We start from the raw sequence: 20,570 nt of genomic DNA, 5'->3' as shown, positions 1-20,570 counted from the left end.
CTCAAACGGCCATTATTTGATGGGTCATCCAATATGGTATAATATAAAGTTATGAAAAATCTCGTTATCGTCGAGTCACCAGCCAAAGCCAAAACCATTGAGAAATACTTGGGCAAGGAATTTCATGTTCTGTCAAGCGTGGGACATATCCGCTCAATTGTCAAAAAAACCAAGGACGGCACGCCGCCGATTGATGTGGCGAATGATTTTTTTGCCGTCTACGAAGTTGATCCCGAGAAAAAGAAAGTCATCAGCGAGCTAAAGAAAAACGTCAAGGCCGTCGGTAAAGACAATGTCTGGCTGGCCACCGATGAAGACCGCGAAGGAGAGGCCATTGCCTGGCATCTCTGTAAAGTGTTGGACCTGCCAATTGAGACGACCAAGCGTATCGTCTTTCACGAGATCACCAAGGACGCCATCACCACCGCCATCAAAAATCCGCGCACCGTTGATATGAATCTGGTGCAGGCGCAGCAAGCCCGGCAAATCCTCGACCGGCTGGTCGGCTTTGAGCTCAGCCCAGTGGTCTGGCAAAAAGTGCCAGGCGGCAAATCGGCTGGCCGCGTTCAGAGCCCGGCAGTACGGCTGCTAGTCGAACGCGAACGAGAAATCATGAAATTTGCAGGCAGCTCGCAGTTCAAGGTGACCGCCATATTCATCCACGATAATCAAGAATTCAAGGCCGAGCTCAACCAAAAATTTGATTCCGAAGCAGCCGCTCACGAATTCTTGAACAGCCTCAAGCCAGCCACATTCACCGTCAGCGATATCTCGAAAACGCCTGGCACGCGCAACCCAGCCGCACCGTTTACGACCTCGACCTTGCAGCAGGAAGCCAACGCCAAGCTTGGCTTCAGTTCCAAAGCTACCATGGCCTCGGCGCAACGACTCTACCAAGATGGTAAGATCACCTACATGCGTACTGACTCGGTCAATTTGAGCGGGCAGGCCATCGCCAGCGCCACCGACTTTATCAAGCGATTGTATGGCCCGGATTATTCAACTGTGCGCAAATTCAAAACCAAATCCGCCTCCGCCCAAGAAGCGCACGAAGCCATCCGCCCGACCGACATCACCCGCGAAACCGTCACCTCAAACGAGTACGACCAAAAACTCTACGACCTCATCCGCCGCCGTACCCTGGCGTCTCAAATGTCAGCAGCCAAATTAGAGAAGACGACAGTGACGATTTGTATTGAAGGGGCGGATGCGGCGCTTCCTGAGGTGGAGGCTGTGAAGCGCTCGTCAAAGGCGGGCGCTTCAGCCGAACGCTCGCGTAGTATCTCCAGTGGAGATACAAGCGAAAAGAGTACTCCAGCGAAGAACAGCGCCGCATACCTCGTCTTTGAAGCAAAAGGCGAAGTCATCACTTTTGACGGCTTCTTGCGTGTCTATGGCGGCGGCAAAGACGAAATCTTGCCAAAACTCCACTCTGGCGACACACTCGAAACCCACGACATCACCGCCCGCCAAACCTTCGCCCGACCACCAGCCCGCTATACCGAAGGCTCACTGGTCAAGAAGCTTGAAGACCTCGGCATTGGCCGGCCAAGCACCTATGCCACCATCATCGACACCGTACAGACCCGCGGCTACGTCGAAAAAGGCGACAGTGAAGGTCAACCGCGCGACGTCATCGTCCTCAGTTACAACGGCGAAGAAGTCAGCCGCGACGTCGTCCAGGAAAAAACTGGTTCCACTCGCGGCAAGCTCATCCCAACACCGAGCGGGGAACTGATCGCCGACTTTTTGACCGACCATTTTACGCAAATCGTTGACTATGATTTCACCGCCAATGTCGAAACTGAATTTGATAAAATCGCTGCCGCTAACCTGGCTAAAAGCGCCATGCTCAATGGATTCTACACGCCATTTCACAAACTGATTGAACAATCAGGCGGCATCGACCGCAGTAAAGTCGGCGCTAACCGCGAAGTCGGCATCGATCCAAAATCTGGCAAGCCAATCCTGGCGCGCTTTGGCCGCTTTGGCCCAATGTTACAGCTGGGCGCCACTGACGACGAGGACAAACCGCGCTTTGCGCCGCTGCCAAAAGGCGCGAAAATCGAGACCGTTACTCTGGAGCAAGCACTAGAAATGTTCAAGCTGCCGCGCGTCGTCGGTCAAACCGAAGACGGGCAAGACATCAAGGCCAATATCGGCCGCTTTGGTCCATATATCCAAGTCGGCAAGCTCTTCGTCTCCATCAAACCTGAAGATCCGCACACCATCACCCTAGAAACAGCTCGCGAACTCTACGCCGCCAAACTTCAGGCCGAAGCCGAGAAAAATATCGCTGACTTTGGTGACGGCGTCAAAGTCCTTAACGGCCGCTTTGGTCCATACATCACTGACGGCACCAAAAACGCCAAAATCCCCAAAGACATCGACCCAAAAACCATCACTCACGAGCAGGCGCTAGAGCTCCTCAAAGCCGCACCCGCCAAGCCCGCTCGCCGCGGTCGCACCTCAGCCAAATCTAAAACTGCCGCCAAAAAATCCACAACTCGCAAGAAAAGCTAACTAATCAAAATACCCGCTTGACATCAAGCGGGTATTTCTTTCATCATCAACTATATTACAGGCGGCGGCGACTGATGACGTAAGCGACAGCTGCTGTAGTTAGTCCACCAAGACCCAGTACTGATACAACCATATTCTCGGTACCAGTCCGTGGCAACTCAGGAGTTGTTGGAGGGGTAGGAGTCGTCGGCGTTGATTGACACTTACTCATGTCAGTTGTGTACTTTGACTCGGTAAACTCTTCCTTTTTAATCTCACGAATTTCTTTGGTTTCAATGACACAAACCTTGATTTTAGCTGGAGCTTCCTTACAGTCGTTAGGGTTCTTTGAATGCTTCTTGGCGTCAAACTCTGAAGCCTTGATAATTACTGGGTATTTCTTGTCTGACAACCGGCAAACTTCCATTGTAGGCTCAGGATTGACCGTAACAGTCGTCTGACAGTTTTGGCTGGTTTTTTGAACGTCAGAACCTTCTTTGCCGTTCACCGTAACGGTAACTTTGTAGTTACCAGGTTTTGCGTATGTGTGTTGAATTTCAGATGAGGTAGTCGTTTTAGTGGTGCCGTCACCAAAGTTGTAGGTGTAGCTGGTGACACTTGCGCCACCCTTGGCAGTTGCTTTGGTGCTGAACTTGAAGGTGTCACGAGATACTGCCGTTTTTTGCATTGCATCACAAGTCAACACAGGTTTTGCTGGAGGAGTTGTAGGAGGGCCCCAAACCGGGTTACCACAATCCTTGATCACACCAGTGATGAATTTACCGTCGTTATCAAACCAAGCATAAATTTTGTACCGTGTAATACCGTCAATAAAGCTCTGACCAGTTGTGTATTGGTAATACGTGTGGCCAGCAGCGCTGTACTGCCGAGAAGGGGTTACCTGGCGAGTACCAGCTTTTGCCTGGACAGTTACTGCATTAGTGGCAACAACACGACCATCGACAGTAATGTTTCCATTAGCGTCAACCACACCTTCACGCATGTTTGAGCCGCCTTGTACCATTTCGTCATTGATGTACCATTGGTTGTACAATGATTTGATCTCTGGACGAGCATACGCAGCTTTCAATTCTGACAGAGAATTGGTACCACAGTGGACAACATTAAAGTTACTACAGTTGGCAGCCTTAGATGGAGTTGCCATCCAAAAACCACCGATTAAAGCAATCCCCAAAGAGATAGCTATACCGATTTTCTTAAATTTATTCATAAAAACTCCTCTTCTTTCGATCCTCACCTCGGATCTTATGTGTCCATATTATCATAAACTTTATTTTTTGTCAATAATAATGGCGGTTTTTGTTAAAAACGCTGCTGTATCGGTAAAAACCTTGTCTGCTATAATAAAACCATGTTTGATACCGCCCAACAACTTATCCAATCCGCCAACAACATCGTCATCATCCAAGCCGAAAACCCCGACGGCGACAGCCTGGGTTCTAGTTTGGCGCTGGAGGAGGTGCTGAGTGATTTGGGTAAAACCGTGACGTTGTATTGCCCGGTCGACATCCCCAAATATCTGCGGTATATCCGCGGTTGGGACCGGGTGGTTGGCGATTTTCCAGCCCATGCTGACCTGACCATCATCGTGGACACTAGCGCTGATATTTTGCTCAGCAAGGTCTTAGAGACGCCAGGCGTACGGCATTTTTTGGAGACGCATCCAGTCTTGGTCGTTGACCACCACACTGCCGAGTCAACGCTGAGCTTTGAGCATACCATGCTCTCTGACACGGTGGTGGCTACCGGGGAATTGCTATATCAATTATTCACCCATGTTGGCTGGACCATCAACCAGCAGGCCGCCGAAAATCTCCTCATCGCCATCATGTCTGACAGTCTGGGCCTCACCACACCAAACACCACTGCGTCAACCTTCCACGTGGCTGGTGAATTGACCGAGCTGGGCGCGTCCAACGCCGAAATTGAAGAGCGGCGGCGCGAATTCATGAAGAAATCCCCGGAGATTTTGGCGTACAAGGGAAAATTAATTGAGCGAATCGAATACTTGCTGGACGGGCAATTGGCGTTGGTGCACGTGCCATTTGAGGAAATCCAAGCCTACAGCGACGCCTACAACCCCGGCGCACTGATTGGCGACGAACTGCGACTGGTCGAGGGCGTGGCACTTTCCTGCGTCATTAAAACCTACCCCGATGGTAAACTGACGGCCCGCCTGCGCGGCAATTTACCGATCGCCGACACCGTGGCTGGCTACTTCGGCGGCGGTGGCCATCCGTACGCGGCCGGATTTCGTGTATATGAAGAGTATGACCAAATCGTACGGGAGCTGGTCGAGGCGACTAGCCGAGCCCTAGAAGAGGTACGACAGAACTAGCACTTATTACAACATTTCAGCAGTTAACAGTATGTTTTACCCACGTCTCGCAACAGGGGTCACGATATTTTTATAACATAATATTGACAAAAACCTATTGACATTTTGTTCTATTATTGATATATATATTAGCTTTTGCAATCGCAGAGGTCGGCGTTTCGCCTATAAGCCACTAGGCTTGAGACGTCCCACTTTGCGGAGAATAATTTTTCTTCGCCCGACTCCAGAAGGAGCTATCATGGTCCGCAGCAGCAAATGCTCGACTTATGGTGTCCCAAGGAAGGTCTGTCCTTGCTCCAAGTGCTCAACGAGGCGTAATAACGCACTCATGCGCGGCGGAGGTAACCGCTCCAGGCGCAAGGGCACCAACCCGCACGGTGACGGTATCAAGAGCAACCGGAATCCCAAGCGTTTCCGCTCCTAATTCGTCCCAGACCTGAGTTATGTCTATAAACTAACTCATTTTCCTGTTAGAATTTTCTCATGAGGTATTCTATACTTATCAAACACCACCCCTGTACACAACTCGCTCATCTTTATGAGCATTTGTTTATCACCACAGTTACTGATTATCTTTACCACCACAGGCAATACAAGCTGCTAGATTATGCGCTAAATGGCGCTACATATGGTTCCGGTGTGATAATTATCTCTGCAGAATGCTACAACAAAGCATCGATGGAGCTACTTAAAGGTTTCGTGACGATGAAAGCCGACCTTGGCAAAGCTCCTTGCCATCTGCCAATTTCGCGAGCATTATCACAAATTGCAGCAGAAGAATCAGAGGCAATTTTCATTGGCGATATCGCTATAATAATCGACAACCTAAGAATGCTTAATGATCAATCCTGGCAAGAATTAGATTCAGTTGAATTACTACCGAGAGATACGCTTGAAGATAAAAAGTTGCTTGACCTGATATATGTTACCGACCAGCCAGCCACCAAGCCGCGTAAAATTAAGTTACAATTACAATTTAGCGACCCGTCGATTGAGCTGCGCATACTGTGGCGCGAGTTAGCGCACTTTTTGAATTTATCAATAGGACAAAGGGTTTGCCAAGAGTTTGGTGCTTATTTTGCTCATGAAGACGCTCGAGACAGCGCAAACTCAACAACTGTCATTAGTACGTTTTTAATTAACCCTCGCATAATGCCGATAACACAAATAGAGGAAATCACCGCAAGCGTTAAACACACCCTAGAAACGATCACTAAACTAGAAGTTATGCAACGTTTTGCGAATTATCTATCACTAGCTTCTTACTCTTCCAATCCGCACGCCGCTCCAGACGAGGATCGCCTGCTCAGGGAATTTGGCGCCATCTTAGGCTCTGCTGGCTGGAAGAAAATCGCTAGCGTAGAGAATTTGACTAAGGTTTTGCGAGCAACGCAAATTAGCCTGTATCAGCACGGTTCAAAGCAAACTAAAATAGACATATCGTCATGATAAGTCTATCCTGGAACAGACGATATGCAACGAATTTTTCTCTGCAAACAAGCCACTTCACCGATTGAGGCACATATTTATGAACATCTAGCGATGAATACGTTCAAGCAAATGACGCAGCGGGCTGGCTTGTTGCGACAAGTTGATTATTTCGCACTTGGTTCACACTATATAGACACAGGACTTATTACCATTGATATCGATCTCTATACTGATGAAGCGGTAAGCTTAACGGATAAGTTGCGACATATTCAGGCATCTACAAACGACGAAGCTCTACTTTTGGCAATGAATCAAATCACGGCAGAGAAAAAGCAGACTGTGGCGTGCGATGATATGAACGCGCTCCGGCAAAATATCATAGCCCTAAATGATGCCGCTTGGCAGACGATCGAAGGACTTGATCAGCCCCTCATCGTTAAGCAACTTGCTGAGCATGAATTCCTACACGAAATTAATGAGCCAATACCATTGATCAGCCAACCTTCTTCCGTCCTCAGTATCACAGTAAATGATAATCCAGCGCTACTAGCATTGTCCCATTATCTGGCTTATACGATTCACGGTACAGTGGCCGACATAGCTAACGCTCGTTTAGGTTATTATAGCTTTGAGGAATGTGCAGCAAAAATTAGTAAAACATTACATTGTGTTTGCAACTTTGCAGTAGTTAGAAACCTAGAGAATGAATTCGAGTTACAGAAGATATACGGCGACGTTATCAAAATAATGCAAACAGAGACAGTATTGGCACGTTTATATCGGCGCCTCAAATCTTTTTCTTACAGCAGTGGAAGAATGGATACACCAAACATTGATACACATATTTCAGAGCTCGGCATAATCATCGGTGAGCAAACCTGGAAAGAATTAGCAGACACAAGTATAGTCGCCAATCTACTTAGTAAAATAAGACTCGAGTAAGATCTATCGATAAATATAACTCAGACCCGCTTGCTCCAAGCGCTGAATTATGTCCTCATGCACCGCAAACGCATCTTCGGAGGTTATGGGACCATTAATCTCTCTTCGCACCTTTTCTACCTGATCTGATAAACTAGGGTATCTCAACATCATTCTATCCTCGTACATTAGATGATCCTGAAACACCTTACCTACGGCATAGGCTCGCAGCTCAGAGCAGAGTCTTGCTCGGTCATCTTTGGGATATATCTCCACAACTGGGTCCATAACATAATCACGCGCATGATCTGTCTCGTGAGACAAAGTGGCGACATTGATAGCCATAAGTCCACTATTAGCTACGCTGACAACAGGACGAGAATATATATAAAGGTCCATGTCAGTTACCATGGAGAAACTGGTATGACAAGATCCGGTGAGCTTTCCTGCCTCTTTTGTCATAACAGGCGAGGCCTTTATCTGATCATATATTTCATTGCCATACACTCCGGCATACTTGTCGCTGGCGAGAGCCTCGTCTATTTTAGCTTTTTGGACTGGCATATGAGACATCTGTTTTCCAGAGATAACAAACTTATCACAACCAATAAGCGGTATAATATTTTTATCCGTCCAATCAGAGTCAGGATGACTATCTCCTAGTTCTTCACCCTCAACCCATTCCATAGGCTCCAGCATTTGAGCCGTGTCATATAACCCTAGGGCTACCGCTCCCAGCTTATCAAGTATCTCAGGATTCTCTAAAGCACCTAATAGTTTATCTTTCATGTACTTTAAAGAATCTAGCGAGATAGGATTATCATAGCTAGAGGTTGGTGGGTTAATGATGTACAGTTCGTCTCTCATAACTATCTTTTTTATTATACATTATACTTGGTATTTTGTCAAGTGTAAGGCTCAAGACGTAAGCTCTACTGATAAATATGACCCAAGCCTGCTGCAATCAAACGCTTCACCAAATCATCATGCACCGCAAAGGCATCTTTTGAGGTTACGGGACCATTGACTTCCTGGCGAATAGCCTCAACCTTGTGAGATACTAATTCAACATGCCCCATTGATCCATGCGTATCAGAAAAATACTTCTCAATACAATCACCAACTGCATACGCCTTTAGTTCACGGGCAAGCTTAAGATGAGACTTAAAATCTGCCAATGTGACAGCTGATAGGTCTTCTTTGTCGCAAACATAGAGGAGTGGATGCTTTATATAATCTAACGCGTGCGCCACTTCATGAGCCACAACCGCAACATTAAGCGGTTGAATGTGAGTTAAGTTCATGCCTATATAAGGTTGTCCTGCGGCACAAAATACACCGCCCTGAGCAAGAGTGACGTATGTCGCCAACGAAGGACATACCGCTAAGCCTGCGTAGTTAGTCTCCATCTTCTTGGAGCTATATTTGTTGTCTAATACACTTCCTAGTTGCCGAATTACAGCTTCGCCATACCCCTCATGAGCCAGCTTACTACCCATGGCTTCAAATTGCATGGGCGTTGGTGCAAGCTTAAAATGCGACGTAAATTTCGTATTTCCGACCAGTGGAATACTGTTTGAGTCAGACGCCAGCAACTCATCCGCGCTGACAATACCATCCCTATTGTACGTAACAGGATGTAGCTGCTGAGCAACCTCGGCAAGTTCCAGCGCCAAACCTCCCAGTTTGTCAGTGATTTCAGGACGATCCAGCGTTTCTACCAACTGGTCCTGAATGCGCCCAAGCTCCGCCGGGTTGTTAATCGGGTGCCACCTCTGCCGCGTGGGTGATGTGCTGCCAGGACGTCGCTCACTCATAGTCATCAAATTATACACTATATTGTTAATACTGTCAATGATTATGCCTTGGCTAACAGGGGATCAGGGCTGTGTCTTTGATGATAGACGTTGACATTTTATTTAATTAGTGGTATAAAGATAGTAGACTTTTGTTGACGAAGTTTTATGGCTTTGTCCAAAAGTTGTATGTTGACAAGCAGTTGAGAATAGAGCAAGGTGAGATTTCGCGGTAGCATTTTGCAGTGAAAATGGCGCCATGAAACCTCATCTTGCTCACGCGCCATCCGGGTGCTGAGCAGTGTTTTTGCAAGAAAGCACAGGCACTCCGCCTGGATGAGGAGAGAGTAATTACAATGGAGATCAAGACCGAAACCATCAACCGTATCATCAAGGCTCTCGAGGCCGGCGACATCGGGCGTAGAATAGGAGCCTCTTCTTATGGAGAGGCTTCCTTTTACCTACGACATGGCGAGACCCTCTTCGCCATCGCCCAGTACCCAACACATAGGGTTCTGCTAATCGTTGATACCGCTGAGCGATATCAACAATTAGAGTATAAGGAAACCCCTTATGCTCTATACGCCATAGACGAGAGAGAACTTAAACAATTTCTCTCCTGAACCCGAACTGGCAAGCCGCCGAGAATTCTTGGCGGCCCTCTCCGCCGCCTACTATTCTCCTGCTTGTCAGTTCGCTCCATGGATGTGTGTCTGTGCTGATGAGTCGGAAACGACGAAAGCGAACTTTGAAAAGCAGCCTGTCTGCCGTACAATAGAGTTGATGATACAGCTCTACAATACCCTCACTCGCCACAAAGATGAACTGAAACCACTCGATGGGCAGACGGTTCGCATGTACACCTGTGGGCTGACGGTGTATTCGCAGCCGCACATCGGTAACTGGGTTGGCTATATCTACTGGGATGTATTGGTGCGGTTACTGCGCTGGCAAGACATTCCAGTTATTCGCACGCAAAATATCACCGACGTTGGACACTTGACCAGCGATGATGATGGTGGTGAGGACAAGATGGAGAAGGGGGCGCGCCGTGAGGGTAAAACCGCTTGGGATGTGGCCGAGCAGTATATCGCCATCGCTGATCACGAAGCCTACGAGGTATTGAAATTAGTGCGACCCGACCATTTGGTGCGGGCAACGGACTACATCCAGCAGCAAATCGACTTTGCCCGCGGGCTAGACGAAAAGGGATTTTTGTACAAAATTGACGGCGACGGCATGTATTTTGATACGTCGCGGCTAGCAGATTATGGCAAATTAGCGCGGCTGGACGTGGCGGGCCTGGAAGCGGGCGCGCGGGTCAGCGTGGCAGGCAAACGCAACATCACCGACTTCGCCGTCTGGAAATTTTCACCGACCAACACCAAGCGCGATATGGAATGGGACAGTCCATGGGGCGTCGGTTTTCCGGGCTGGCACTTGGAATGTTCGACGATTGCTCGGGAGACGCTGGGCGATACGATCGACATTCACACCGGCGGCATCGACCACATTCCGGTGCATCACGTGAACGAAATCGCTCAGAGCGAGAGCTTGACTGGGCAGCAATTTGCCCACATCTGGCTGCACAATAACCACATCAAAGTTGACGGCCGCAAGATGAGTAAGTCGCTCGGCAATATCATCACTCTCAGTGACATCACGGCGCGCGGTTTTAGCCCAATGGCCTTTAAGCTAGCGATTCTCAGCAAGCATTACCAAACCGAGGGCAATTTCACCTGGGACATTCTGGAAGCGGCCCAGGCGCGGCTGGACCATTGGCGCGGCTATGCGGCGCTGCGGCACCAGACGCACGACACGCTGGATGATGACGATGAGAAAGATGAGCAGGAAGGCACCGTGTCGCTGCTGGCGGCACGGCAGGCGCTGATTGAAAAGGTGAATGATAATTTGGATACACCGGGGGCCCTGGCGCTGATCGACGAGGCGTTCTCGCGACTGGATCATGCGCCACTGGAGAAGATTCACCGCGGTGGCTTACTGCAGTTTATTGAAATTATTGATGAGGTTTTAGGCCTAGATCTGGCAGCATCGACCCCTGATATTACCGACGATTTGAAGAGATTAATTATCCAGCGACGCAGCGCCCGCGCCGAAAAAGACTGGCAAGAATCTGACCGCATTCGCGATGAGCTACTGGCAGCCGGCATCACTATTCGCGACACGCCAAGTGGCAGCATTTGGGCATGGAAATAGCCCGCCAAAATAACCAAGCGGGCTAACCTCATGAAGTGCACTGATTAATCTTCGTTTTTGATTTTCTTCACAAGCTTGTTGAGCGACTTTTTACTTTCAAGGCGATTTTTCTTGGCTTGCTCCAAGTAGTTCTCTAGTAGGACCTTGACCACACCAGCAGCTGGGATAGCGATCAAGCTTCCCAATAGCCCACCAACGTAGAGGCCGATAGTCACTGATGACAACACCATCAGTGCCGAAAGCTCTAATTTCTTTGACTGAATTGATGGCGCGATGAAATTGTTCTCGATCTGCTGGTAAATGATGAAGTAGGCGGCGTAGATGATACCAGCGGTGACGTTGTTAAAGGACAACAGCAACGCGATCAACAGGCCAGCTAGGGTAGCGCCAAACATTGGGATAAGTGTCAAGATGAAAGTGACCATGACGGTCAACATCGCCAAGTTTGAGTCAATGGCTGGAAACGCCAAGCTCAAACAGAACACCACTACACCCGACAGTACAGCATCGATACCTGACACTGTCAATTGCCCAGATACATACCCTGTGACGACATTGTACATCTGTCCAGCCAACTTTTGGTGGTTTTCCATCTTGCTTTGATCGTTGTACAGTCCCCACAAACGCTTCATCCAGGTTGGACCTTCTAGTAGCATCAAAAATGACAAAACCAGCACTAAGAACAGGGAACCGAGGAATGACGCCAGCGAACCTACACTTGAAATCAAGTTAGTGCCAGCACTGGCTGCCCACGACGAAGCCTGTTGTTTCAAGTTGTTCAATGTCGCGTCAACTTGTGGGCGCCAGCCATTTTTATCGATCAGCTCATTGATGCCGTGCCACTGCGAACCAGCTTGATCAACCAAGCCTGGCACACTCTCAACAAATTTGGCAGACTGCTGGACGATTGGTGGTACCGCAAACCACGCCACACAGCCCAGTAGTGTCACCAACATAACGTATGCCAACGCCGTACCGCCCAAGCGGCTTTTGCCGGGCAGAAGTTTTGCCAAAGCTGAAACGGGCCGGTTCAACGCCAAAGCTAAGAACAGGGAGATACCAAGGAGAATCAGCGCGCTCTTTGCCGAATAAATCGCCATCCCCGCCAGTCCAAAACCAATCACCACCAGCCAGAATCGCACAAAAGTTTTAGTGTCTATTTCAATACGTACTTTCATATTCAACATTGTACAATCTTATCCTAAGTAGCGCAAGCAAAACGAGGCGCCCAACCGCTGAGCGCCTCACTCTCTACTGACGTCTGACGACTAGCTTTTCGCAACTTCGTCACGTCGAGCGCGCAAGACTGACAGTGACAATTTGCTGTCATACTGCATGGCGCCGTAGCGGAACAGCCTGACTGCCACCACAACCGCCACGAAAGCACTGACCGCCAAAATAGCTACTGCAATAGCTGCCTCATGAACCTGTAGGTTACCAACGGTGTTGCGAAGCAGTAGTGGAATTGGCGAAGTTAGTGGGAAGTAACTAAAGAATTGGACAAATGGTGAATCTGGGTAGGACACAAACACACTAAAGCCATACAGCGGAGCAAACAGGGCAATCAACACAATACTAAACCATGAGGAAGCCTCTTTGGCGGTTGGCATCATGGCTCCAACCGCAACCAAAAGACCAGTGAACATCATAAATCCAGTGGCAAATACCCCCAAAGCGATGCCAATTCTCACTGGGTCGAATACCACATTGCTCAAATCTAACGCTGGCATGTGAAGTTTTTGACCCAAAGTGAAGTACAACACCAGTACCGGCAGAATGATAACCAACCCCTGGATCAATGCCAACGAGATCATCGCCAGAATCTTTCCGGTGATCAGCGTTTTAGCCTTAACTGTCGTCAGCAGCATTTCCACTGTACGATTTTCTTTTTCCTCAACCGTGCTGTTAAGCATCTGTCCACCAAAGAAGGCAAGTAGCATATAGAACAGCACCAAGAAGAAGCCCGGCACGATCATTTCTTTCACGCCGTCAAACTCGACACCGTTACGGTAAGTGGTCGTTTCCGTTTTGACTTTCTTTTGTAAAATCGCTTTGGATTGTGGATCTACCTTTGCATCAATTGAGGCGGTCAACAACGTCTCAGCCACCGCAGAGTAGCGGCTGTTTTGGAACATACCAACATCCTTACCATAGGCTTGCACGGTATTTTGCTCCAAGTTAGCAGGGAAGTAAATAAATCCGTCCAAACTACCGTCTTTGACACGCTGGATACCCTGGTCTTTGCTATTCAATTTTTCCAGCTTCATCTGCTCAGCCAGCTGTGAGCTGACCACACCTGAGTCGTCAACAATGGCTGCCTTGAAGTCTTGTTCTTGAAGCTTTTTGGTAGCTTCCATGGTGGCTTGATTTGACCAAAAGATGATACCAAAAATAGCAGCAAACATCAGTGGGAAGCCGAGCGCCATTGCCCAAAAGCTGAATTTCTTCAGCATGCGCACGATCTCAAATTTGACCACCGTTCCCAAATTGTACATGTTACGCATTGACCGCCTCCTTTTCCTCACCGCCGTAAATCTTCACAAAAATATCATCCAGGCTCTTACCACCATATTTCTTTCTGACATCCGCCACGCTGCCGTATTCTACTGCTTTACCATCTTTCAGAAGAACTACTCGATCGCACAAGCGCTCAACTTCTTCCATCTGGTGCGTTACAAACACCACAGTAGCGCCAGCCTCTTGTCGCTCTTCAATGATATTCATCAGTAGTCGGCGATTGACTGGGTCAAAACCCTTGGTCGGCTCGTCCAAAATGAGTAGCTCTGGGTCGCCCATGATGGTTACACCCAGCTGAATTTTTTGCTGCTGACCACCTGATAATTTATCAAGTTTGGTTTTTGCTTTGTCACTCAGGCCAACTCGCTCCAAGTAGTTCATGGAGAACGTGCGAGCTTCCTCCTGGCTCAAACCTTTTAGTCGCCCAAAGTAAATCATGGTGTCGATGACTTTTTCTTTTTTGTACAGGCCACGTTCCTCTGGGAGATAGCCCAATTTGACACCATCTTCGACAGCAAATTGTTTACCGTCAATCAGTAGTTCGCCGCCAGCTGGCTCGTATAGCCCCAACAGCGCTCTGAGCGTCGTGGTTTTTCCTGAACCATTGCTACCCAAAAATCCGAACACTTCGCCGCGCATCACTTCAAAGCTCAAATCTTTGATGACCGTTTTGGTGCCAAACTTCATACTAAAGTTTTTGATCTGAATAATGGGATTTACCTCTTTACCCATACACCTCCTTGGTTATTGTCACTGTCAATTATAGCATTCAGGGCTTTTTCAGAAAACCAAGGTATAATGGGCGTATGAGACTATTGGTCGTCGAAGACGAAAGAAAAATCGCCCGAGTTATCGCCGCCGCACTGCGATCCGAAGGTCATGCCGTCGACATGGTTCATGACGGAGAAGAGGGGTTAGCCATGGCAGAAACTGAGCCATATGACCTACTGGTGCTAGACCGCATGTTACCCGGTAAGAGCGGCACCGACATCATCACTTCACTGCGCCAAGCCAACAAAGCAATGCCTATTTTGCTGTTGACAGCGCTTGGCACGACCGAAGACAAAGCCTTTGGTCTGGACGTCGGCGCCGATGACTATCTAGTCAAGCCATTTGCCATTGATGAGCTAACTGCCCGCGTCAGGGCGCTCCTGAGGCGGCCGCCTTTGGCGCATGATGATGAACTGACAGTCGCTGATTTGACGCTCAATCAAACTCAGCGCACCGTCAAACGTAGCGGTAAAACCATTGAACTGACAGCCAAAGAGTTCGCGCTGTTGGAATATCTAATGCGCTATCCTGGTCAAACCTTGAGTAAAGAAACGCTGATCGCTCATGTGTGGGATTTTGATGCTGATATTTTGCCCAACAACGTCGAGGCCTACATCAAACAGCTGCGTAAGAAAATTGACAAACCATTTCGCCGACCACTGATTCATACGGTGCGCGGCTTCGGCTATAAAGTGGAGGCAAGCAGGTGAAATTATTTACCTCAGCCACCATCAAACTAGCCAGCTGGTATCTGTTGATATTGATGATGGTCAGTCTGCTGTTTAGCTGTATCATCTTTAACATTGCGCGCTCGGAAATTGACGCTCGTTTGCAAGGTTTTGCCGTTAAGCGCGGGCTGGTCAGCGGCAGTTCACTAGACAAGCCGCTGAGCGAGCAGATGGAGGCCACCGACACCAACCTCATCATCAGCTTGGCATATCTCAACTTGGTGGTGTTACTGGGCGGTGGGGTTATCGCTTATCTGTTGGCGCAACGCACCCTGGAGCCAATTGAAGCCGCACACCAAGCCCAATCACGCTTTGTTGCCAATGCCAGCCATCAGCTGCGCACACCACTGGCCATCATGAAAGCTGAGGCCGAGCTGGCGCTGCACAATCCCAAAACGCCCAAATCAGAGCTGCGGCAAACACTGGCAAGCAATCTTGAGGAGATCAATCGTCTGAACGAACTTGCCACCATGCTTTTAGAATTGTCCCACAGCGAATGGCAACTCTCATCCAACATCGAAAAATTTGACCTGGTAGAATTAACCAACAATCTGATCAATTCCAGGCCGGGCAAGGAGCGGGTGACACTGCACGCCCCCGATGACTTGGCGGTCACCATGAACCGACCAGCAGTACGAGAGGTGATTGCAGTGCTTCTGGACAATGCTGTCAAGCACAGCCCCGACACTTCTCCCATTGACCTTACTATCAAGCTCCTTAAAACAACCGTCGTTATCACCGTCACTAACCGCGGCCCAGGTATCAACACCAAGGATTTGCCGCACATCTTTGAACGATTTTACAGCGGCCAACAACACGCCAATAGTTACGGGCTGGGGCTCAGCCTGGCGCATCAACTAACTCGTGCCTTGGGCGGGCATATTTCTGCACGATCCACCCCTGGAAAAATCACGACATTTACACTTTCGCTGCCAAAACGCTAAATTTCAGGTATTTTTCAGGTAGGCGTGATGTACTAGATAGTGTCGGTTGGGTAAGCAACCGGGAAAGGGGTACTATGAGTAATGTACGAACGACGCATCTCAGTCAAAAAGGCTTTAAAGAATTACACAAAGAAATTTCTCAGTTAGAAGCGCAAGAAAAAGCACTCCAGTTCACCTTGCGTGAAATTGGTCGCGCCAAATCCCGCGACGACAAATTGCAGCGCAATGAGGTCATCATGAACCTGGAACTCGTCAGTGGCAAATTGGCCAATTTGCGCCACATGCTAAAGAACGCCAAGCCACTACCACGCAAACGCGACCGCCTACGCGTCGCCCTGGGCTCAATCGTTGACTTAGTCGATCAGCAAGGTCGCATGCTTCACTACATACTGGTTGACAGTCTAGAAGCCAATCCGACAGACGGCCGCATATCCATAGACAGCCCGTTGGGTCGCAGTCTACTAGACAAGCGCCCCAAGGATACCGTTTCCTGGTGTGCTGGCGTCAAATTACAGCGCGCTCAGCTGGTTGCCATCCGATAACTACGAACCACCACACCCCCTTCAGCTTCCGTCACCATGGCGGAAGCTCTTTTGGTGCGATTGACAATTTAGCATAAACAAAATATAATACCGCTTATGCGTAGAAGACAAAAACAACAGATTTTCATTGGCGTTTTCATTGGCTTATTTGTCATTGCAGTCAGCGTCCTTGGAATTATATTTTATAATCACTATCAAAAAGAGCAGATCAATCAGCGTCTGGCTGCCAACACAGTTCATTTCGCTTCTGACGGCTATAACATTGCTGCCACCATGTTACTGCCGAAAGATCAATATTCGTACGATATCAAAAGCGAAGAGCGTCCACGTTTTCCGACCATGACCATCAAAGACAAGGGTGAGACGTACACCATCACCGCCAAGATTGCCCAGGTCGGGAAAGCCAGCCGCGCCAACGACCTAGAAGCTGCCAAAAAACGCGGTAATTTCACTGAGCTCAAGGCCGACAAAGCCACTGGTGCGCTGGGAGGTTATGCCTATGATGACAATTCATATCACTACATCGTCAAAATACCACTAGTTCAGCGTGACCAAGAATGGTACGAACTCCACCTGGACATTGAAAACATCAGCAATGCTTCAGGCAGTAAAACCTTGTTTGAATCATCCAGTATCCAGTCCCTGGTCAAATCTGTCAGGTACGACAGTAATTACCAAGCGCCCGACCAAGAATACACCTCAGATGACCGAGAAATCGTGAAGGTGAATAAGTTCGCCAATGAAATCGATGGCTTCAGTATCACCCAGCGGTCCAGCGCTGACGACAAAATCACCTTTGTTGGCACCAGAAATAACGTCCAAATCAGCCTCACGGTTCGTCCTGTCTCCACCTCGAAAACGTTAGAGCAGGCGACTGCAGATGACTACTACGTAAAAGCTGGCACCCACAAATACGACCAAATCACCAAGTACAATTCCAAAGAAGTATGGCACACAGCGCCACAAAGTGATCCAACAAGCTACGTAACCTTCTTTTACTATTTTGACAAGGACGGCGTGATATTGCAGGGAGCCGGCCGCTACAACGCTGAAGGCAAGAACGCCTTTGACCAAATGGCCAAAACTGTCTTCGAAACCGTACAGGTTGACAAAGCTCGCGCCAAAAAATACGTGCAGTAAGAATTAGACCGCTTATGCTTTTTGCTTTATACTATGAAGTATGACATTTTACGCCACGCCCGCTCACGAAACCCTGAAAAAATTACGCACAAATGAATGCGGGCTGACGGCCAGAGAAGTTAAGCGTCGCCAAAAGCAGTACGGCATCAACGTTATCAAGATCGAATCCGAGCCACTCTGGAAAAAGATTGTAGAACCGTTTTTGGATATTTTCATACTGGTGCTAGGGGTGGCAGCTGCCATCAGTTTGTGGCACGGCGATCACATTGACGCGGTCATCATTTTGGTAATCATCGCCATCTCGGCAATCATTTTCTATGTACAGCAATTTTCCACCGACCGTGTCCTGCGCAGTCTGTCCAAACGCAGCGTACAAAAGGTTGACGTACTACGCGGCAATCATACAGCCCGTGTCGACGCCTCACAACTGGTACCTGGCGACATCATCACCCTGGCTGAAGGCGAAAAAATCCCCGCAGACATCAGGCTCCTCCGAACAGCTAACTTGCGGGTCGACGAATCACAATTGACCGGCGAATCATTACCCATCAGCAAAAAACCTGACGTCCTGGAGGGCCACAAAGAATTATATGAGCAAACCAACATGCTATTTCAAGGTTCGTTCATCATCAGCGGCACCGGAACTGGTGTCGTGGTAACCACCGGCAACAACACCGAGTTCGGCAACCTTGCCACGCTGTCAAAACGACAAAACACTCAAAGTCCCGTCCAGCAAAAAATCGACGTCCTGATCACCAGAATCATCACCGTTATCACTGCCGTCAGCGTCGTGGCCTTTGGACTCAGTCTGCTGCGCGGCATGGACGTTCTGGAGAGCCTGCGCTTTGTCATGGCACTGGCTGTCAGTGCCGTTCCCGAGAGCCTACCAATCGCCATCTCGGTGGTGTTAGTGTTGGGCATGCGACGCATGGCTGCCAAAAAAGCCTTGGTATATCAGATGCGAGCCATCGAGACCATCGGCGTCATCACCACCATCGCCACAGACAAAACCGGCACGTTGACCAAAAACAAATTGACCGTTCAAGAAACTTGGTCCCCTAATGACACAGCCGTCATCGACATCATCGCCCGCACCATCAACCGTGGCGACGCCAAAAGCCACGACCCGCTTGATATTGCACTGGAAGAATTTGTGCGCACACATGGCGTCCAAGTCAAAAATTCGTCATTTCGTGACATACCGTTCAATCAAGATTTCAGTATGTCCGCTGCTGTGTGGCATCATGGCAAGGATTTTCAGCTGCACCTCAAAGGTGCGCCTGAACAGATTTTGGCGGCCTGCAAAGTAAGCGCTGCTGTCAAAAAACAAGCCCTGGCAGCTCTGGAAGAATTTGCCGCCAAGGGACAGCGAGTCATCGGACTGGCGTCCTACACATCAGCACACCCAGTTCATGAATTTTACGAATTGAAAGGCAAAAAATTAACCTTTGAAGGTTTTGTAGCAGTCAGCGACGTCTTGCGCCCAGAAGCGCCTCGAGCAATTCGCGCCGCTCTGAAAGCTGGCGTATCCGTACGCATGATCACCGGCGATCATTTTGAGACAGCCTATCAAATTGGACACCAATTGGGCATGGTTAAAGATCGTGGCGAGGTGTTTGACTGCCGCCAAATGAGCAAACTAACGGATGAACAGCTTGATCCAATCGTCGAGCGAACCAAAGTCTTTTCACGTGTCATCCCTGAGCAAAAATACCGCTTGCTGACCATTCTCAAAAATCACCACATCACCGCCATGACAGGGGACGGCGTCAATGATGTGCCAGCGCTCAGTAACGCCCACATTGGCGTGGCCATGGGTTCGGGCTCGCACATTGCGCGTGACGCTGGAGCTATCATTTTGCTGGATGATAATTTCAAAACCATCATCGACGCCATGCACGAAGGGCGAACCATCATTGCCAACATTCGCCGCATGCTGTTTTATCTGCTGTCGACCAACACCGGCGAGCTGATCACCATGATTAGTGCGCTGCTGATTGGCATCAAAACCCCGCTGGAGCCGGTGCAAATCCTCTGGGTCAATCTGGTCACTGACACCTCGATGGTCATCCCGCTTGGCTTGGAGCCAACAGAGAAAGGGGTGATGAATCGTCCACCCGAAAAGCCAGATGCTCCAATTTTGAACCACATGATGGTCTGGCGAATGGTTATCGTCGCCGGCACCATGTCAGCTATCGCCTTGGCGGTTTACATCTTCTTTGAGCAGCGGCAAGGACATGCGTACGCCCAAACCATGGCCTTCATCGCCCTAGTGGTCAGCCAGTGGGCAAATGCGTTCAACGCTCGCTCTGATGATGAGTCGCTCCTGAAGCGATTGAAAGTCATGAACAAGAGTTTCTACGCCGGCATGAGCCTGTCCATCATCCTGCAAATCCTGGTCTTCTTTGGGCCCCTTGGCGAAGTCCTGCACATCGCACACGTCGCCCTCAGTGACATGATCATCATCAGCCTGGTGTCATTCATCATCCCAATTGTTGTCTCTGAATGGCATAAGTATTTTATGAGGAAGAGATAAGCTACAGAATACACAAGAACACCCATGCAATACGATGGGTGTTCTTAGCAAACCAAATTAGCTAAGCATGAAAATCTCAAGCCTTAGAGCGGTGAAAAGTAAAGCCTCTTATGGATTATGATCGACCGCGATATGTTGGCAACTGAGAGCTATAGACAACAAGCCA

Annotated in this window: 17 protein-coding genes; 11 read left to right on the top strand and 6 right to left on the bottom strand. The window is 48.9% G+C overall.

Annotated elements, in window-relative coordinates:
* The first annotated feature begins 51 nt into the window (after positions 1–51).
* Positions 52–2,523: a DNA topoisomerase gene (locus FBF37_RS01530; protein ID WP_138078825.1), complete on the top strand. Its 2,472-nt coding sequence runs from the start codon at positions 52–54 to the stop codon at positions 2,521–2,523.
* Between the two features lie 55 nt (positions 2,524–2,578).
* On the opposite strand, the gene FBF37_RS01525 is transcribed toward FBF37_RS01530, so the two are convergent.
* Complete coding sequence (locus tag FBF37_RS01525) at positions 2,579–3,733, bottom strand: PKD domain-containing protein (RefSeq protein ID WP_138078823.1); 1,155 nt, start codon at positions 3,731–3,733, stop codon at positions 2,579–2,581.
* Between the two features lie 141 nt (positions 3,734–3,874).
* Between FBF37_RS01525 and FBF37_RS01520 the strand changes: the two genes are divergently transcribed.
* The 3 genes from FBF37_RS01520 (at position 3,875) to FBF37_RS01510 (ending at position 7,234) form a co-directional block, all read left to right on the top strand.
* Complete coding sequence (locus tag FBF37_RS01520) at positions 3,875–4,861, top strand: DHH family phosphoesterase (RefSeq protein WP_138078821.1); 987 nt, start codon at positions 3,875–3,877, stop codon at positions 4,859–4,861.
* A gap of 639 nt (positions 4,862–5,500) precedes the next feature.
* Positions 5,501–6,310, top strand: coding sequence for a hypothetical protein (locus tag FBF37_RS01515; RefSeq protein ID WP_138078819.1), 810 nt, complete (start codon positions 5,501–5,503; stop codon positions 6,308–6,310).
* Between the two features lie 24 nt (positions 6,311–6,334).
* Positions 6,335–7,234: a hypothetical protein gene (locus FBF37_RS01510; RefSeq protein WP_138078817.1), complete on the top strand. Its 900-nt coding sequence runs from the start codon at positions 6,335–6,337 to the stop codon at positions 7,232–7,234.
* Between the two features lie 3 nt (positions 7,235–7,237).
* Here the strand turns inward: FBF37_RS01510 and FBF37_RS01505 are convergent, their stop codons facing one another.
* Together FBF37_RS01505 and FBF37_RS01500 are read right to left on the bottom strand one after the other, a co-directional pair.
* Positions 7,238–8,080 carry a hypothetical protein gene (locus tag FBF37_RS01505; protein ID WP_138078815.1) on the bottom strand — a complete coding sequence of 281 codons (843 nt, stop codon included), beginning with the start codon at positions 8,078–8,080 and terminating at the stop codon, positions 7,238–7,240.
* Positions 8,081–8,145: 65 nt separating this feature from the next.
* On the bottom strand, positions 8,146–9,030 hold the full coding sequence (locus FBF37_RS01500; protein WP_138078813.1) for a hypothetical protein: 885 nt from the start codon (positions 9,028–9,030) through the stop codon (positions 8,146–8,148).
* A 335-nt stretch (positions 9,031–9,365) separates the two neighbouring features.
* Between FBF37_RS01500 and FBF37_RS01495 the strand changes: the two genes are divergently transcribed.
* Both FBF37_RS01495 and cysS read left to right on the top strand, forming a co-directional pair.
* On the top strand, positions 9,366–9,632 hold the full coding sequence (locus tag FBF37_RS01495; protein WP_138078811.1) for a hypothetical protein: 267 nt from the start codon (positions 9,366–9,368) through the stop codon (positions 9,630–9,632).
* A 160-nt stretch (positions 9,633–9,792) separates the two neighbouring features.
* A complete protein-coding gene (cysS, locus tag FBF37_RS01490) occupies positions 9,793–11,226 on the top strand; it encodes a cysteine--tRNA ligase (RefSeq protein WP_138078809.1) in 1,434 nt (477 codons plus the stop codon).
* Between the two features lie 44 nt (positions 11,227–11,270).
* On the opposite strand, the gene FBF37_RS01485 is transcribed toward cysS, so the two are convergent.
* The 3 genes from FBF37_RS01485 to FBF37_RS01475 all read right to left on the bottom strand — a co-directional run bounded on the left by FBF37_RS01485 (position 11,271) and on the right by FBF37_RS01475 (position 14,475).
* On the bottom strand, positions 11,271–12,404 hold the full coding sequence (locus FBF37_RS01485) for an AI-2E family transporter (protein WP_174843577.1): 1,134 nt from the start codon (positions 12,402–12,404) through the stop codon (positions 11,271–11,273).
* 90 nt (positions 12,405–12,494) lie between these two features.
* Positions 12,495–13,730: an ABC transporter permease gene (locus FBF37_RS01480; RefSeq protein WP_138078805.1), complete on the bottom strand. Its 1,236-nt coding sequence runs from the start codon at positions 13,728–13,730 to the stop codon at positions 12,495–12,497.
* Positions 13,723–14,475: an ABC transporter ATP-binding protein gene (locus FBF37_RS01475; protein WP_236861258.1), complete on the bottom strand. Its 753-nt coding sequence runs from the start codon at positions 14,473–14,475 to the stop codon at positions 13,723–13,725. Before FBF37_RS01475 ends, FBF37_RS01480 begins: the two co-directional genes overlap by 8 nt.
* Positions 14,476–14,549: 74 nt before the next feature.
* Here FBF37_RS01475 and FBF37_RS01470 point away from each other — a divergent pair, with 74 nt between their 5' ends.
* The 5 genes from FBF37_RS01470 to FBF37_RS01450 all read left to right on the top strand — a co-directional run bounded on the left by FBF37_RS01470 (position 14,550) and on the right by FBF37_RS01450 (position 20,404).
* Positions 14,550–15,224, top strand: a complete 675-nt coding sequence (locus tag FBF37_RS01470; RefSeq protein WP_138078803.1) for a response regulator transcription factor — start codon at positions 14,550–14,552, stop codon at positions 15,222–15,224.
* Entirely contained in the window at positions 15,221–16,186 is a 966-nt protein-coding gene (locus FBF37_RS01465; protein ID WP_138078801.1) for a sensor histidine kinase, read from the top strand. The genes FBF37_RS01470 and FBF37_RS01465 overlap by 4 nt, the downstream gene beginning before the upstream one ends.
* Positions 16,187–16,260: 74 nt before the next feature.
* Complete coding sequence (locus FBF37_RS01460) at positions 16,261–16,728, top strand: GreA/GreB family elongation factor (RefSeq protein WP_138078799.1); 468 nt, start codon at positions 16,261–16,263, stop codon at positions 16,726–16,728.
* Between the two features lie 96 nt (positions 16,729–16,824).
* Positions 16,825–17,868, top strand: a complete 1,044-nt coding sequence (locus FBF37_RS01455) for a hypothetical protein (RefSeq protein ID WP_138078797.1) — start codon at positions 16,825–16,827, stop codon at positions 17,866–17,868.
* A gap of 40 nt (positions 17,869–17,908) precedes the next feature.
* Positions 17,909–20,404, top strand: coding sequence for a cation-translocating P-type ATPase (locus FBF37_RS01450; RefSeq protein WP_138078795.1), 2,496 nt, complete (start codon positions 17,909–17,911; stop codon positions 20,402–20,404).
* The last annotated feature ends 166 nt before the right edge of the window (positions 20,405–20,570 follow it).

This window comes from Candidatus Nanosynbacter featherlites, assembly GCF_005697565.1.
Lineage (GTDB): Bacteria > Patescibacteriota > Saccharimonadia > Saccharimonadales > Saccharimonadaceae > Nanosynbacter > Nanosynbacter featherlites.
The sequence above is the reverse complement of the archived record's forward strand: the minus strand, read 5'-3'. Positions and strand labels throughout refer to the sequence as shown.